Below are 15,079 nucleotides of genomic sequence, written 5' to 3'. Positions count from 1 at the left end.
GTTAGCGGAGCGCGTGCTCCTGCATCCAGGTCTCCAGCTGCTCGGCCGGCATCGGGCGGGCAAACAGCCAGCCCTGGCCCTCGTGGCAGCCCAGCGCCAGCAACTGCTGGCGCTGCTCTTCGGTTTCCACGCCCTCGGCGATCACCGTCAGCCCGAGGCCGCGGCCCAGGTTGATCACCATCTGCGCGATCGTCAGGCCGGCGCTGGAATGCTGGGCCTCGTGCACGAAGGCGCGGTCGATCTTCAGGCGCTCGACCTGCAGCCGGCGCAGCTGGCTCAGCGACGAGAAGCCGGTGCCGAAGTCGTCGATCGCCACCGTGGCGCCGCTGCGCTTGATGTCGGCCAGCAGGTGCATGACCAGCGCGCTGTCTTCCATGGCCATCGATTCGGTGATTTCCAGCTCCAGATTGACCGGATTGACGCCGGTGTCCCGCAGCGCGCCGTTCAGGCTGCTGATGAAGCCGGGGTGGCGGAACTGCGCCAGTGAGATGTTCACGCACATGCGGAACTCGGCATAGCCCTGCTCCTCCATGCGCCTGAGTTGGTGGCAGGCGGTGCGCAGCACGAATTCGCCGATGCTGATGATCAGCCCGCTCTGTTCGGCCAGCGGGATGAACTGGTCGGGCGGCACGAACTGGCCCTCGGCGGTGCGCCAGCGCAGCAGGGCCTCGGCGCCCAGCGCCCGGCCGCTGGCCAGGTCGACCTGGGGCTGGTAGACCACGAACAGGCGGTTTTCCTCGAAGCCGGCGCGCAGGCCCTTCAGCAGCTTGAAGCGCTCGCGCGCATCGGTGCCCATGGCGGGCGAGAAATACTGGGCCGCGCCGCGGTGCTGCTGCTTGGCGCGCTTGAGCGCGATCTGGGCGTCCAGCAGCAGCTCCGAGCCCACCGCGGAGGATTCCGACAGCCGCACCAGCCCGGTGGTGGCCGACAGCTGCAGCCGCTCGCCCGCCACCGCGAAGGGCTCGACGAAGACGGCGTGGATGCTCTCGCTGTTGACCAGCTCGTCCGGGCCGATCAGGCCGAAGGCATCGGCGGCGACGCGCGCCATCGCGGTGTTGAAGCCCAGCTGCTGGCCCAGGCGCTGGGCCACGGCCTGCAGCACCTGGTCGCCGAAGCCATGGCCGAAGGCATCGTTGACGTCGGAGAAGTCGTCCAGGTCGATCAGGGCCAGGGTGACGCCGGCCGGATCCTTCAGGTTCTGGTCCAGCAGCTCGATGAAGCGCACCCGGTTGGGCAGGCGCAGCAGCGGGTCGTTGTGGGCCTGGTCCAGCAGCTGGCCGTAGAGCACCACGTTCTCCAGGCCGACCGCGATATTGGAGCAGAAGGCGCGCAGCAGCTGCAGCTCCATCGTGCTGAGCTCGCGGCCAACCTCGACCAGGGCCGCCATCGCGCGCCCCTGCGACAGGCCGAAGTACAGGCAGGTGCCGTCGCCAAGGATGTGCCGGCGTTCGCGCAGGCAGCGCTCCAGCCGTTCGCGCACATGGGCCACGTGCACGCTGGCCAGCGGCGTGTTGATCAGCCCGCTGTACTGGCCGGCGGCCGCGATGATGCGTGCGTCCTGCGGGTCGGCGGGGCCCTCGGCGCTGCCGGTCTGGGCGCAGACCAGGCCCTCGGGCAGGATGCCCAGCAGGGCGCAGAGCTGGGTCACCACGCCCTCTGCGAAGCGTTGCAGGCCGCGCAGCCGGGAGAGCTCGGTGCTGGCCTCGACGATCAGCTCCAGGCCCTGGCGGTTGGCCTCCAGCGCGCAGATCTGCTTGTAGGAGCGGATCGCGGCGGTCAGCACGGTGTACAGGCGCGTGCGGGTCAGCTCCGACTTGGTCTTGTAATCGTTGATGTCATAGGCCTGCACCGTCTCGATCTCGGGCGCGTAGCCGGGCTGGCCGGTGCGCAGCACGATGCGCACCGCATGCTGGTGCAGGTCCTCGCGGATCTGGCGCACCAGCTGCAGGCCGGCGTTCTCGGACTCCATCACCACGTCCAGCAGCACCACGGCCAGATCGGTCTCGCGGCACATCAGTTCGCGCGCCTGGGCGGCCGAACTGGCGTGCAGGAAGCTCAGCGGCCGGCCCTCGATCTGCAGGCCCTGCATGGCCAGCTCGGTGGCCTTGTGCACGTCGGCGTCGTCGTCAACAATCAGCACGCGCCAGGGTGCCTCCTGGTCGGCGGCATGGCCGGCGCCCTCGGGGCCGTCCACGAATTCCAGCAGGTCGTCATCGGGCTCGTGGCCCGGCTGTGCGGCGCCTGCTGGGTCCTGGTTTTCGGGCATGAAGTGGTCCTGTGCTGCCGCACTCAAGCGGGCTCGCGGGATGGTCAAAACATCAGGATGTCGGCCGTGCTGCGCGCAGCGCGGCCGAAAGTCGGGTTATAGACGATTTGGCGTGCCGCGAAGCGCGACAAAGTCCGCTTTGTGGCGGCCATACCGCGCGCGGCCGGGAAAGTCCTAGCCACGATTAAGCTTGCAGCACTCAAGCAAGGAGCAGGGATGAGCAAGGACGAGGCGGGCGCCGCCGCAACGCCATCGGGTGGGCTGCTGGAGGCGCTGCGGCGCCTGGTGGATCATGGGCTGGAACTGGCCCAGTTGCGCCTGGCGCTGCTGGGCACCGAGCTGGAAGCCGAGAAGCTGCGGCTGGTCGGCGCCTTGCTGGGTGCGCTGCTGGCGCTGCTGTTCGGCGGCATGGCGCTGGGCTTGTTGAGTCTGGCCGTGGTGCTGCTGAGCCCGGACGGCTGGCGCTGGCTGGCGGCGCTGCTGCTGGGCGGAGCCTATCTGTGCCTGGCGGTCTGGCTGTGGCAGCGCGCCCAGGCGCGTCTGTCGGCGCCGGGCGGCCTGTTTGCCGGCAGCGTGGCCGAGCTGGCGCGCGACCGCGACGAGCTGGGAGCGCCCTGATGTTCCGCGCCGCCGAGGACCGCCTGCGCCAGCGTCAGCTGGCCCTGCGCCTGCGCAGCGCCGAGTTGCGCGCGGCCCTGCGCCGCGACATGCGGGCGCTGGAGCGGCCCCTGCAGTGGGCCGAGCGCGGCTGGTCGGCCTGGGCCTGGCTGCGCGGCACGCCCTGGACCGGTCGCCTGCTACTGGCGGCCGGGGCCGTCCTGCTGCTGCGCCGGCCGGGGCGGCTGCTGCGGCTGGCCGGCGCGGGGCTGGGCTGGTGGCGCCTGGCGCAGCGCCTGGGCGAGCTGCTGCGCCGGCCGGGCTGAACTCAGCGCGGCTTCTTGGGCGCCGCGGGCCGCGCCGGGCGAGCGCCGGTGGCGCGCGGTGGCAGGCCGGTGTGCTGGGTCAGGATCTGGCCCTTGCGCGGCGCCATGCCCGTCTTCATCGGCGCACCGGTCTTGGCCGCCAGCGTCGGCTTGGCGCCGGGTTTGGCGGCGGTGGTCGAGTTCTTCTTGCGTGCGCTCTCGTAGCTGCCGTCGGTGATCGGCTGGTAGCTGGGGATCAGGTGCTGCTTGCCGTTGCCGATCAGGTCGGCCCTGCCCATCGCCTTCAGGGCCTCGCGCAACAGCGGCCAGTTGTTGGCATCGTGATAGCGCAGAAAGGCCTTGTGCAGGCGGCGGCGGCGTTCGCCGCGCACGATGTCCACGCTCTCGCTGTCGCGCGTGACCTTCTTCAGCGGGTTCTTGTTCGTGTGGTACATCGCCGTGGCCGTGGCCATCGGGCTGGGATAGAAGGTCTGCACCTGGTCGGCGCGGAAGCCGTTCTTCTTCAGCCAGACCGCCAGATTCATCATGTCCTCGTCGGCGGTGCCGGGGTGGGCGGCGATGAAGTAGGGGATCAGGTACTGCTTCTTGCCGGCCTCGGCGCTGGCCTGCTCGAACAGCTGCTTGAACTTGTCGTAGGTGCCGATGCCGGGCTTCATCATCTTGGACAGCGGCCCGGCCTCGGTGTGCTCGGGCGCGATCTTCAGATAGCCGCCGACATGGTGGGTCACCAGCTCCTTGATGTATTCGGGCGACTTGATCGCCAGGTCGTAGCGCAGGCCCGAGCCGATCAGGATCTTCTTGACGCCCTTCAAGGCCCGGGCGCGGCGGTACATCTTGATCAGCGGGCCGTGGTCGGTGTTGAGGTTCGAGCAGATGCCGGGGTAGACGCAGCTGGGCTTGCGGCAGGCGGCCTCGATCTCGGGCGACTTGCAGCCGATGCGGTACATATTGGCGGTCGGGCCACCGAGGTCGGAGACGATGCCGGTGAAGCCCTTGACCTTGTCGCGCATCTCCTCGATCTCGCGGATCACCGAGTCTTCCGAGCGGCTCTGGATGATGCGGCCCTCATGCTCGGTGATCGAGCAGAAGGTGCAGCCGCCGAAGCAGCCGCGCATGATGTTGACGCTGAAGCGGATCATCTCCCAGGCCGGGATCTTGGTGGCGCCCTCATGGCCGCCGCCGGCGTCCGCATAGCTCGGGTGCGGGCTGCGGGCGTAGGGCAGGTCGAACACATGGTCCATCTCCGCCGTCGTCAGCGGGATCGGCGGCGGGTTGATCCAGAGGTCGCGGTCGCTACCTGCAAATGAATAGGCCTGGACCAGGGCGCGGGCGTTGCCGGGGTTGGTTTCCAGGTGCAGCACGCGGTTGGCATGGGCGTAGAGCACCGGGTCGCTCTTGACCGCCTCGTAGGCGGGCAGGCGGATCACGGTCTTGTCGCGCGGCGGCAGCGCGATCTTGCCCTGGCGGTGGATGGTGATCGGCTTGGCGGCATCGGCCGGCGGCTGCTCGCCGGCCGCGCAGGCGCCGCCCTGCTCGGCGGCGGTGTCCTCGATCGTCTGGTAGGGGCTGATCAGCTCGTCGATGCGGCCCGGCGTGTCCACGGTGGTCGAGTCGAGCTGGAAATATTCGTGCGAGCTCGGGTCGTCGGTGCGGCGCATGAAGGCGGTGCCACGCACGTCGGTGATGCGCTCGACCGGCTCGCGCCGCGCCAGGCGGTGCGCGATCTCGACGATGGCGCGCTCGGCATTGCCATAGACCAGCAGGTCGGCCTTGGCGTCGACCAGGATCGAGCGGCGCACCTTGTCGCTCCAGTAGTCGTAATGGGCGATGCGGCGCAGCGAAGCCTCGATGCCGCCGATCACCACCGGCACCTCGCTCCAGGCCTCCTTGCAGCGCTGGGTATAGACCAGGGTGGCGCGATCGGGCCGCTTGCCGCCTTCGCCGCCCGGCGTGTAGGCGTCGTCCGAGCGGATCTTCCGGTCGGCCGTGTAGCGGTTGATCATCGAATCCATATTGCCGGCCGCCACGCCGAAGAACAGATTCGGTTTGCCTAAAGCCCTGAACGGGTCGGCGCTCTGCCAGTCGGGCTGCGCGATGATGCCGACGCGAAAGCCCTGGGCCTCCAGGGTGCGGCCGATCACCGCCATGCCGAAGCTGGGGTGGTCCACATAGGCGTCGCCGGTGACGATGATGATGTCGCAGGAATCCCAGCCCAGCTGCTCCATCTCCGCGCGGCTCATCGGCAGGAAGGGCGCGGGACCGAAGCGCTTGGCCCAGAACGGGCGGTAGGCCGTCAGGGCCTTGCTGGCTTTCGGCGGGGCGATGGCGGTATGGGCGGTCACGGCGGCGGCTTCCGGGATGGGCAACCGGCTATTGTCCCTTGACCTGGGGCAAACCCGCGCATGGCCCGTGCAATTCAGGGGGTTTGGCTGTGGCTTCAGGCTTCCGGTGCAGCGTCGGCGCGGGCCTGGCACGGGCCCTGCTGGCCCAGCCGCGACCATTCCTCGGCGCTCATCGGCGGCAGCAGGGGCGGACCCGCGTTGCGAGCCATGCTGCTGAGAAAGCCTTCCACCGCCGTCTGGCCCACGCCCAGCAGGTCGAAGGATTCCGGGTCGGTGATCCATTGGTGCAGCAGGCCGTCGACCAGGCCGACCAGCGCGATCGCGGCCACCTGGGTGTTCAAGCCGGCCGGCAGCAGGCCCTCGGCCACCGCGCGCTCGAACACCGCCTGGTTCTGGTCGCGCCAGCTGCGCCGGACGCTCAGCTTGCGCTCGTGCAGGGCCTGCAGCTCGCCGGTGTACTCGACCTTCTGCATCGCGATCTCGAAGACGCGACGGGTGCGCTCGTTGTGGGTGGCGCAATAGAAGACGTTCACCAGCCCCCAGCGCAACTCGGCCAGCGACATCGGCTGCGCCGGCACGCTGCGCAGGCTGATGCCTTCCTCCAGCGGCATGGTGGCGCGTTCCATCATCGCGTCGAACAGCTCGGCCTTGTCCTTGAAATGCCAATAGATGGCGCCGCGGGTGACCCGGGCCTCCTGGGCGATCTGCTGCAGCGAGGTACGCGAGACGCCATGCTGCTGGAACAGCCGTTCGGCGGCGTCCAGGATGCTGTGGCGCGTCTCCTGCGCCTCTTGTTTGGTTTTGCGTGCCATGACCCCGTAATTCTAAACGGTTTACATACATTCATGAATGTATGTGTATATACTCCGGGTCAACCCTGAGTTCAAGCCGCGGTCGTCAAACGTCGTTCAAATGACGCCACGCCGTGCAAGCACAGGAACATCTTCATAGAGAGGCCCCATCCGTGATCTGCTCTGCCGCATCTTCTTCCGCACAGCCCGACCAGGCCCCGCTCAGCCTGGGCAGCCGGGTGCTTTATCTCGTCCCCCTGGTGGTGGCCATTGCCGCGGTGCTGGCCGGCTGCTCCAAGGACGGCAAGGCTCCGGCGGCGGGCGGCGGCATGCCACCCGCGGTGGTGGGCGTCGTGACCGTGAGCCAGCAGGCCGTGGCGCTGCAGACCGAGCTGCCGGGGCGCGTCGAGGCCCTGCGCATCGCCCAGGTGCGGGCGCGCGTCAACGGCGTGGTGCTGAAGCGCCTGTTCACCGAAGGGTCGGAGGTCAAGGCCGGCCAGCCGCTGTTCCAGATCGACCCCGCGCCCTATCAGGCGCAGCTCGACAGCGCCCAGGCCACCCTGGCCCGCGCCCAGGCCAACCTGAATCAGGCCGCCGCCTTGGCGGAGCGCAACAAGCCCCTGGCCGAGGCCAAGGCGATCAGCCAGCAGGAGTATCTGGTGAGCGTGGCGGCCGCCAAGCAGGGCGAGGCCGATGTGGCCGCCGCGAAGGCGGCCATCACCACCGCCAAGCTGAGCCTGGACTACGCCCATGTCAGCGCGCCGATCGCCGGCCGCATCGGCCGCGCGCTGGTGACCGAGGGCGCGCTGGTCAGCGCCGCCGAGGCCACCCAGCTGGCGCTGATCCAGCAGACCTCCGCGGTCTATGTGAACTTCACCCAGTCGGCCAACGAGGTGCAGCAGCTGCGCCGCGCGCTGAGCAAGGGCCAGCTGCGCAGCGCCGGTGCCAACTCGGCCCAGGTCCAGGTGCTGCTGGACGACGGCAGCATCAAGACCGGCAAGCTGCTGTTCACCGACCTGACGGTGGACGCCACCTCGGGCCAGGTGTCGCTGCGCGCCGAGGTGCCGAATGCCGACAACGCGCTGCTGCCGGGCCAGTATGTGCGCGTGCGCCTGGCCCAGGCCGAGGTGCCGTCCGCCATCCTGCTGCCGCAGCAGGCGGTGACGCGCGGCAGCGCCGGCGACACCGTGCTGGTGGTCGGCCCCGACGGCAAGCCGCAGCCGCGCAAGGTCAAGATCGGTTCCGCCGAGGGCAGCCAGTGGGTGGTGCTGGACGGGCTGAAGCCGGGCGAGCAGGTGATTGCCGACGGCTTCCAGAAGATGTTCGTGCCCGGCGCGCCGGTCAAGCCGGTGCCCTTCGTGGCTAGCGGTGTGGCCAGCGGTGCGGCCAGCGCCGCTTCCGGTGCCACCGCGGCTTCGGCGGCCGGTCACTAAGCCGCCAGCCCAGCGCGAGGAATTCACAACATGGCACGTTTCTTCATTGATCGCCCGATTTTTGCGTGGGTGATCGCACTTTTCATCCTGGTGTTCGGCGGTGTCGCCATCACCCAGTTGCCGGTGGCGCAGTACCCGACGGTGGCGCCGCCCTCGCTGTCGATCAACGTCGCCTATCCCGGCGCCTCGGCCAAGACCCTGGACGAGGCCGTGATCTCGGTGATCGAGCAGGAGCTCAACGGCGCGCCCGGCCTGGCCTATATGGAATCGGTCAGCCAGGCCAACGGCACCGGCGCCATCACCGTGACCTTCGAGTCCGGCACCAATATCGACCTGGCCCAGGTCGAGGTGCAGAACCGCCTGTCGCGCGCCAGCCCGCGCCTGCCGGCCTCGGTGACCCAGCAGGGCGTGCGCGTCGACAAGGCGCGCAGCAATTTCCTGCTGTTCGTGATCCTGTCGTCCAAGGACGGCTCGCTGGACCCGATCGCGCTGGGTGACTACGCCGCCCGCAATATCGTGCCCGAGATCCAGCGCATTCCGGGCGTGGGCCAGGCCCAGCTGTTCGGCACCGAGCGCGCGATGCGCATCTGGCTGGATCCGGCCAAGATGCTGTCCTTCAACATCAGCCCGGCCGAGGTGAACGCCGCGATCGCCGCGCAGAACGCGCTGGTGCCCGCCGGCACGATGGGCGACCGCCCGAACCTGTCGAACCAGACCATGTCGGCCACCGTGGTCGTGCGCGGCCAGCTGGAGGACAAGGAGCAGTTCGGCAAGATCGTGCTGCGCGCCAACACCGATGGCTCCACCGTGCGCCTAAAGGATGTGGCCCGCATCGAGCTCGGCGGCCAGAGCTACGGCACCTATGCGCGCCTGAACGGCCAGCCCTCCACCGGCATCGGCGTGCAGCTCGCGCCCAGCGGCAACGCGCTGGGCACGGCGACCGCCGTCAAGGCGCGGATGGAAGAGCTGAAGAAGTACTTCCCGGCCAGCGTCGAATACAGCGTGCCCTATGACTCATCGAAGTTCGTCAAGATCTCGATCACGCAAGTGGTCGAGACCCTGATCGAGGCCATCGTGCTGGTGTTCCTGGTGATGTTCCTGTTCCTGCAGGACTGGCGCTACACCCTGATCCCCACGCTGGTGGTGCCGGTGGCGCTGCTGGGTACCTTTGCCGTCATGCTGGGCCTGGGTTTCTCGATCAATGTGCTGACCCTGTTCGGCATGGTGCTGGCGATCGGCATCCTGGTCGACGACGCGATCGTCGTGGTGGAGAACGTCGAGCGCATCATGAGCGAGGAGGGGCTCTCGCCGCGCGAGGCCACCAAGAAGGCGATGGGCCAGATCTCCGGCGCCATCGTCGGCATCACCCTGGTGCTGATCGCCGTGTTCGTGCCGATGGCCTTCTTCGCCGGTTCGGTGGGCAATATCTACCGCCAGTTCTCGCTGGCGATGGTGTCCTCGATGGCGCTCTCGGCCCTGATGGCGCTGAGCCTGACGCCGGCCCTGTGCGCGACCCTGCTCAAGCCGGTGGAGGCCGGCCACCACCACGAGAAGCGCGGCTTCTTCGGCTGGTTCAACCGCGGCTTCGCGCGCACCGCCAAGGGCTACGAGGGCTGGGTGGCCAAGCTGCTCAAGCGCAGCCCCGGCATGATGGTGGCCTTCCTGGCCGTCGTCGTCGCGGTGGGCTGGCTGTATGTCCGCATGCCCACCTCCTTCCTGCCCAACGAGGATCAGGGCTATCTGATCGTCAACGTGCAGCTGCCGCCGGGCGCGACGACCAACCGCACCGAGGCGGCCGTCAAGACGGTGGAGGAATTCCTGCACAAGCAGCCCGAGGTGGCCGACACCGTCGGCGTGATCGGCTTCTCCTTCTCGGGCCAGGGCCAAAACGCGGCCCTCGTGTTCGTGCCGCTGAAGCCCTGGGACGAGCGCAAGGGCCAGAAGCACAGCGCGCAGGCGCTGGCCCAGCGCACCATGGGCGCGATGATGGTGGGCGTGCGCGACGCCTTCATCTTCCCGCTGTCGCCCCCGCCTATCCCCGAGCTGGGCAATGCCACCGGCTTCGCGCTGCGCCTGCAGGATCGCGCCGGCCTCGGCCACGAGGCGCTGCTGAATGCGCGCAACCAGCTGATGGGCATGGCCTCGCAGAGCAAGCTGATCACCGGCATGCGCCCGGACGGCCTGGAAGATGCGCCGCAGCTCGAGATCGACATCGATCGCGACAAGGCCCAGGCCCTGGGCATCAACTTCGATGTGCTGGCGCGGGTGATGTCCACGCAGCTGGGTTCCAGCTATGTGAATGACTTCCCGAGCGCCGGTCGCATGCAGCGCGTGGTCGTGCAGGCGGATGCCGCGCAACGCATGACGCCGCAGGATCTGCTGCGCCTGAACGTCACGAACGCGCAAGGCAAGAGCGTGCCGCTGTCGGCCTTCGCGACAACCCGCTGGATCACCGGCCAGATGCAGGCCGTGCGCTACAACGGCTACCCCGCGATGCGCCTGGCCGGCGACGCCGCGCCCGGCGCCTCCACCGGCGAGGCCATGGCCGAGCTCGAGGGCATGGTGGCCAAGCTGCCGGCCGGCATCGGCTACGAGTGGACCAGCCTGTCCCGCGAGGAAAAGCTGTCCGGTTCGCAGGCCACCATCCTGCTGGCGTTCTCGCTGCTGGCCGTGTTCCTGTGCCTGGCCGCGCTGTACGAGAGCTGGTCGATCCCGCTGTCGGTGATGCTGGTGGTGCCGTTGGGCCTGCTTGGCGCGCTGCTCGGCGCGACGCTGCGCGACATGCCCAATGACGTGTACTTCAAGGTGGGCCTGATCACCATCATCGGCCTGTCGGCAAAGAACGCGATCCTGATCATCGAGTTCGCCAAGGACCTGCAGGCGCAGGGCAAGGGGCTGGTCGAGTCCATCCTCGAGGCTGCCCACCTGCGTTTCCGCCCCATCATCATGACCTCGATGGCCTTCATCCTGGGTGTGGCACCGCTGTTCTTCGCCTCGGGTGCCGGCTCGGCCAGCCAGCGCGCGATCGGCACCGGCGTGCTGTCCGGCATGATCACCGCCACCCTGCTGGCCGTGCTGTTCGTGCCGGTCTTCTTCCTGGTGGTGCGGCGCTTCTTCAAGGGCAGCGAGCGGCAGCGCAAGATGTATGCGCATGAGCTGGAAGCCAATCCGGTGCGCGACGCCGAAGGAATCTGATATGCAGAAGAAGAAATCCCTCACCCTGGTGAGCGCCGCAGCGGCTGCGCTGCTGCTGTCGGGCTGCATGAGCCTGGCCCCCAAGCATGAGCGGCCGGCGGCGCCGGTCGCCAGCGACTGGCCGACCCCGGCCACGGCCGGCGCGCAGAAGGCGGCCGAGCTGCCCTGGCGGAGCTTCTACGCCAGCGATGCCCGCCTGCGCGAACTGATCGCGCTGGCGCTGCAGAACAACCGCGACCTGCGCGTGGCGCTGCTGAACGTCGAGAAGGCGCGGGCCCAGCATCGCATCACCGACGCCAGCCGCCTGCCCACGGTCGGTGCCGGCTTCTCCAGCAGCCGCTCGCCCGCGGCCAGCGGCAACGGCAACATCAGCAGCGTCTACCAGGCCGGCCTGCAGGTCACGGCCTACGAGCTGGACCTGTTCGGCAAGCTGAAGAGCAACAGCGATGCGGCCATGGCCAGCTACCTGGCCACGGCCGAGGGCCAGCGCGCCGCGCGGCTGTCGCTGGTGGCCGCGGTGGCCGCCGCGCAGCTGAACCTGCAGGCCGGCGAGGAACTGCTGGCCCTGGCGCGCCAGACCCTGGCCACGCGCGAGGACAGCCTGCGCCTGACGCGCCTGAAGTTCGATGCCGGCTCGGCCTCGGCGCTCGATCTGTCGACCGCCGAATCCTCGTCCGGCGCGGCCCGTGCCAGCCTGGCGAGCAGCCAGCGTTCGCGCGACGAGGCGCTGAACGCCCTGGTGCTGCTGGTCGGCCAGCCGCTGCCGCGCGAGCTGGCGGCGGCCCAGCCGCTGCAGGGCCTGAGCCTGCCCGAGGTGCCGGCCGGCCTGCCGTCCGAGGTGCTGGTGACGCGGCCCGACGTGCTGCAGGCCGAGCAGCAGCTGATCGCCGCCAACGCCAGCATCGGCGCGGCGCGCGCGGCCTTTTTCCCCAGCATCACGCTGACGGCCAGTGCCGGCACCGCCAGCACCCAGCTTTCGGATCTGTTCCAGCATTCGGCCTGGAGCTTCGCCTCGCAGATCCTGATGCCGATCTTCGATGCGGGCCGCAACCAGGCGAACCTGGACGTGGCGAAGGCCAACCAGGGCATCGCGGTGGCCCAGTACGAGAAGGCGGTGCAGACCGCCTTCCGCGAGGTGGCCGATGCGCTGGCCGGCCATGCCACGCTGGACGAACAGCTGAGCGCCCAGGAGCTGCAGGCCCGGGCCGAGGCCAAGCGGCTGGAACTGGTGGAGCTGCGCTTCAAGAATGGCGTGTCCAACACGCTGGAGCTGCTGGATGCCCAGCGCTCCAGCTATGCGGCCCAGCAGGCGCTGCTGCAGGTGCGTCTGGCCAAGGCGCTGAACCGCGTGCAGCTCTACAAGGTGCTGGGCGGCGGCCTGGACCAAGCGACCGCCGGCTGAGCGCGCAGCCCGGCGAGCCCAAAGGAAAAGGCGCCCAAGGACGAATCCTTGGGCGCCTTTTGTTCCGATCAGCGTGGCGGTTTAATGCGCACGCACCCAGGCCAGGCCCTCGTCGGTCGCGTAACGCAGCGCGGCACGCCGGCTGGGAAAGCGCGGCACGAAGCGCAGCACGCGGTCGTGGCTGGCCATGCCGGATCCCGAGCGAATCGAGACCGAGGCGGCAAAGCCGCCCTCGGCATGGGGTTTGATCATCGGTGAGACAAGGTAACGCCCCACCTCAATGCTTTTCGTTTGCATAGTATTTTGAGGTGTGCGCCTTGATCGGGAGCTAATCCGTCTTGGCGCGGTTTTGGATGTGATGAGAAAGCTTGCCGTGCCCTGTCACGGCGTCCGGCGCTTTTAGAGCGCGCGGATGTTCGAAGCCTGCAGGCCCTTGGGGCCTTGCTTGACTTCGAACTCGACCTGGGCGCCTTCGGCCAGGGTGCGGAAGCCGCCGTTGTTCTTGATTTCGCTGTGGTGGGCGAACAGGTCCTTGGTGCCGTCGGCGGGGGTAATGAAGCCGAAGCCCTTGCCGTCGTCGAACCACTTCACGGTGCCGGTCTGGATGGTCATGATGTTTCCTTTGAAAAGATGATGAAGAACACTCCGCGGCCCTCACCGGGCTGTGGAGACAGAAACACTCAAGAACAGTCAAACGGGAGTTGAAGCTGTAGCGAGCCGCTCGCGAGAGAAGGTCCGGGGAGGACCGGCGGGGCTGCAGATTTAGACCTTGAGAAAACGGTCTTGTGCGTATCTATGCGGCCGAATATATCACAGCTCGGCCACCCCATGGATATGGGGTCGGCTCGAGGGGCATATCAGCGCATCCTTGCACCTCGCTCCCGCCTGCCATCGTGAAGCCTGCCGCCCTGCTGTTGCTGCTCCTCCTGCCCGTGCCGTCACCGGCCGCGCCCGACGAGGAGCGCCTGGGCCGCGACCAGGGCTATCCGGTCGGCACGGCCGAGACCTGGTTCCACGACGAGGCGGTGCGGGTCGGTTCCTTCACGCACCAGGCCGAGATTCGCGGTCTGCTCCAGGGTCGCCCCCATATGCTGGCCGGCAGCGTGACGCCGCTGCCGCTGCCGCGCGCGTCCCGGGAGCCGGCCTTCCGCTGGCGCCTCGACGGCCGCGAACTGGACCTGGACGACTACCTGGCGCGCCAGCGCGTGATGGGCCTGCTGATCCTGAAGGACGGCGAGATCCAGGTCGAGCGCTACCAGTACGGCCGCGGGCCGGAGCACCGCTTCCTGTCCAACTCGATGGCCAAGTCCATCGTGGCGCTCGCCGTGGGCCTGGCCTTGCAAGAGGGGCGGCTGCGCTCGCTGGATGATCGTGCCGATGCCTATGCACCGCGCCTGGCCGGCACGCTCTACGGCGAGACCAGCCTGCGCAACCTGTTGCGCATGGCCTCGGGCGCGCGCTTCGAGGAGCGCTACGACGGCCATGACGACCTGGCCCGCTTTGGTGCGGCGGTGTTGCGCAGCGACCTGGAGAGCGCGGCCGCGCTGATCGGCGAGCGCGTGGCGCCGCAGGGCCAGCGCTTCAATTACGCCAGCGCCGAGACGCCGATGCTGGCGGCCGCGTTGCGCGGCGCCACCGGGCTGTCGCTCAGCGAGTATCTGCAGAGCCGGCTCTGGCAGGCGATGGGCGCCGAGTGCAGCGCCTACTGGTGGAGCGACCGCAGCGGCCTGGAAGCGGCGGGCGGCAATTTCAACGCGACCCTGCGCGACTATGCGCGCCTCGGTCATCTGCTGGCGCATGACGGCCTGCGGCCCGACACCGGTGTGCAGGTGCTGCCGCGCGACTTCCTGATCGAGGCCACCGACTGGCAGCGCCAGCCGCGCGCCTTCCAGCCCGGCCAGGCCACACCCTACTTCGGCTACGGCTACCAATTCTGGCTGTTTCCGGGCAGTCGGCGGCGCTTCGCGCTACTGGGCGTCTACGGCCAGATGGTCTTCGTCGACCCGCAGCTCAAGCTGGTGATGGTGCATACCGCGGCGAACGCCACCGCGCGCGCCGGCCAGACCAGCCTGGCCCGCGAGGCCGATGCCCTGTGGCGCGGTCTGGTGGCGCATTACGGCGGCACATGGTGATGGGCTGCGGTGACGGGCGCTCGCCCACCGCGCAGCAAGGGCTGCCGCGTCGCGGTCCGTGAACTCATATGGCTGACCTGGGGCTGACCTGGATCGGCCGACCGGCTTGGGGCCGATCCCGATCGCGGCGAGCGCGCAGCCAGGGCGAACTGTCCTACTTGATGTCGAGGATCTTCATGGCCTGGGCCAGCGTGTCGACCGACTCCTGGTGCTTGCCGGCCTTGTGAAGCACTTCGCCTTCGGCGCGCAGTTTCTTCACGTCGGCCATCTGCTCGGCGCTGAGCTTCGGGCTCTTGGCCAGCGCCTCGTCGATCTTCTTCATGTCGGCGGGGCAGTGAAAAGCAAACGCCGCGCTCGAAGCCATCAGGGCAGCCGCGGCGAAGTAGGAACGTAGCTTCATGCGCATCTCCAATTCGGCAGTGGATTAGCAGTTAGGGAACTGGCGGCCCAGTCTAGTCCCGGGCCCCATGTGCCGGCGTTGCCCCCATTCAATGCGCGGGTATGGGGCGCTGATGGCCAAGCCGCGGGCGCTCTGACGTGCCGCCCGCAGCCAGGTGAGCCCCTCGGATACGCGCTTCCCGCTTGAAACAACGGT

The 15,079-nt window shown here is 68.7% G+C and carries 12 protein-coding genes; 6 read left to right on the top strand and 6 right to left on the bottom strand.

Annotation, left to right across the window (positions count from 1 at the left end):
- Nucleotide 1: 1 nt before the first annotated feature.
- The gene (locus AC07OQ_RS08970; RefSeq protein WP_495052763.1) at nucleotides 2–2,266 is read right to left on the bottom strand and encodes a GGDEF/EAL domain-containing response regulator; all 2,265 of its coding nucleotides are present in this window, start codon (nucleotides 2,264–2,266) and stop codon (nucleotides 2–4) included.
- A 216-nt stretch (nucleotides 2,267–2,482) separates the two neighbouring features.
- On the opposite strand from AC07OQ_RS08970, the gene AC07OQ_RS08965 reads away from it, so the two are divergent.
- Together AC07OQ_RS08965 and AC07OQ_RS08960 are read left to right on the top strand one after the other, a co-directional pair.
- Nucleotides 2,483–2,884 (top strand): phage holin family protein, encoded by a 402-nt coding sequence (locus tag AC07OQ_RS08965; protein WP_495052762.1) that lies wholly within the window; start codon nucleotides 2,483–2,485, stop codon nucleotides 2,882–2,884.
- Nucleotides 2,884–3,189, top strand: coding sequence for a hypothetical protein (locus AC07OQ_RS08960; RefSeq protein WP_495052761.1), 306 nt, complete (start codon nucleotides 2,884–2,886; stop codon nucleotides 3,187–3,189). The genes AC07OQ_RS08965 and AC07OQ_RS08960 overlap by 1 nt, the downstream gene beginning before the upstream one ends.
- Nucleotides 3,190–3,191: 2 nt before the next feature.
- Here AC07OQ_RS08960 and AC07OQ_RS08955 read toward each other — a convergent pair whose 3' ends face one another.
- Nucleotides 3,192–5,555, bottom strand: coding sequence for a YgiQ family radical SAM protein (locus AC07OQ_RS08955; RefSeq protein WP_495052760.1), 2,364 nt, complete (start codon nucleotides 5,553–5,555; stop codon nucleotides 3,192–3,194).
- Between the two features lie 71 nt (nucleotides 5,556–5,626).
- Nucleotides 5,627–6,343 (bottom strand): TetR family transcriptional regulator, encoded by a 717-nt coding sequence (locus AC07OQ_RS08950; protein ID WP_495052759.1) that lies wholly within the window; start codon nucleotides 6,341–6,343, stop codon nucleotides 5,627–5,629.
- 152 nt (nucleotides 6,344–6,495) lie between these two features.
- Between AC07OQ_RS08950 and AC07OQ_RS08945 the strand changes: the two genes are divergently transcribed.
- Genes AC07OQ_RS08945 through AC07OQ_RS08935 form a run of 3 tightly spaced genes read left to right on the top strand, consistent with a single transcriptional unit; the run spans nucleotide 6,496 to nucleotide 12,352 of the window.
- On the top strand, nucleotides 6,496–7,755 hold the full coding sequence (locus AC07OQ_RS08945; RefSeq protein WP_495052758.1) for an efflux RND transporter periplasmic adaptor subunit: 1,260 nt from the start codon (nucleotides 6,496–6,498) through the stop codon (nucleotides 7,753–7,755).
- Nucleotides 7,756–7,785: 30 nt separating this feature from the next.
- On the top strand, nucleotides 7,786–10,950 hold the full coding sequence (locus tag AC07OQ_RS08940) for an efflux RND transporter permease subunit (protein WP_495052757.1): 3,165 nt from the start codon (nucleotides 7,786–7,788) through the stop codon (nucleotides 10,948–10,950).
- A gap of 1 nt (nucleotide 10,951) precedes the next feature.
- Nucleotides 10,952–12,352, top strand: a complete 1,401-nt coding sequence (locus AC07OQ_RS08935) for an efflux transporter outer membrane subunit (RefSeq protein ID WP_495052756.1) — start codon at nucleotides 10,952–10,954, stop codon at nucleotides 12,350–12,352.
- Between the two features lie 81 nt (nucleotides 12,353–12,433).
- Here the strand turns inward: AC07OQ_RS08935 and AC07OQ_RS08930 are convergent, their stop codons facing one another.
- Together AC07OQ_RS08930 and AC07OQ_RS08925 are read right to left on the bottom strand one after the other, a co-directional pair.
- Nucleotides 12,434–12,604: a hypothetical protein gene (locus AC07OQ_RS08930; RefSeq protein WP_495052755.1), complete on the bottom strand. Its 171-nt coding sequence runs from the start codon at nucleotides 12,602–12,604 to the stop codon at nucleotides 12,434–12,436.
- A 147-nt stretch (nucleotides 12,605–12,751) separates the two neighbouring features.
- Nucleotides 12,752–12,958 carry a cold-shock protein gene (locus AC07OQ_RS08925; protein ID WP_495052793.1) on the bottom strand — a complete coding sequence of 69 codons (207 nt, stop codon included), beginning with the start codon at nucleotides 12,956–12,958 and terminating at the stop codon, nucleotides 12,752–12,754.
- 287 nt (nucleotides 12,959–13,245) lie between these two features.
- On the opposite strand from AC07OQ_RS08925, the gene AC07OQ_RS08920 reads away from it, so the two are divergent.
- A complete protein-coding gene (locus AC07OQ_RS08920) occupies nucleotides 13,246–14,484 on the top strand; it encodes a serine hydrolase domain-containing protein (protein ID WP_495052754.1) in 1,239 nt (412 codons plus the stop codon).
- A gap of 154 nt (nucleotides 14,485–14,638) precedes the next feature.
- On the opposite strand, the gene AC07OQ_RS08915 is transcribed toward AC07OQ_RS08920, so the two are convergent.
- Nucleotides 14,639–14,884, bottom strand: a complete 246-nt coding sequence (locus AC07OQ_RS08915) for a PA2433 domain-containing protein (protein WP_495052753.1) — start codon at nucleotides 14,882–14,884, stop codon at nucleotides 14,639–14,641.
- Nucleotides 14,885–15,079 lie beyond the last annotated feature (195 nt).

It is taken from the genome of Roseateles sp. GW821-FHT09B06 (genome assembly GCF_059418245.1).
This window is presented reverse-complemented; position numbering and strand designations above follow the sequence as displayed.

Bases quoted from the DNA above. Each gene is read 5' to 3' on its own strand.
- AC07OQ_RS08950 (WP_495052759.1), bottom strand. From the start codon at position 6,343: ATGGCACGCAAAACCAAACAAGAGGCGCAGGAGACGCGCCACAGCATC.
- AC07OQ_RS08965 (WP_495052762.1), top strand. From the start codon at position 2,483: ATGAGCAAGGACGAGGCGGGCGCCGCCGCAACGCCATCGGGTGGGCTG.
- AC07OQ_RS08930 (WP_495052755.1), bottom strand. From the start codon at position 12,604: ATGATCAAACCCCATGCCGAGGGCGGCTTTGCCGCCTCGGTCTCGATT.
- AC07OQ_RS08960 (WP_495052761.1), top strand. From the start codon at position 2,884: ATGTTCCGCGCCGCCGAGGACCGCCTGCGCCAGCGTCAGCTGGCCCTG.
- AC07OQ_RS08915 (WP_495052753.1), bottom strand. From the start codon at position 14,884: ATGAAGCTACGTTCCTACTTCGCCGCGGCTGCCCTGATGGCTTCGAGC.
- AC07OQ_RS08935 (WP_495052756.1), top strand. From the start codon at position 10,952: ATGCAGAAGAAGAAATCCCTCACCCTGGTGAGCGCCGCAGCGGCTGCG.
- AC07OQ_RS08940 (WP_495052757.1), top strand. From the start codon at position 7,786: ATGGCACGTTTCTTCATTGATCGCCCGATTTTTGCGTGGGTGATCGCA.
- AC07OQ_RS08970 (WP_495052763.1), bottom strand. From the start codon at position 2,266: ATGCCCGAAAACCAGGACCCAGCAGGCGCCGCACAGCCGGGCCACGAG.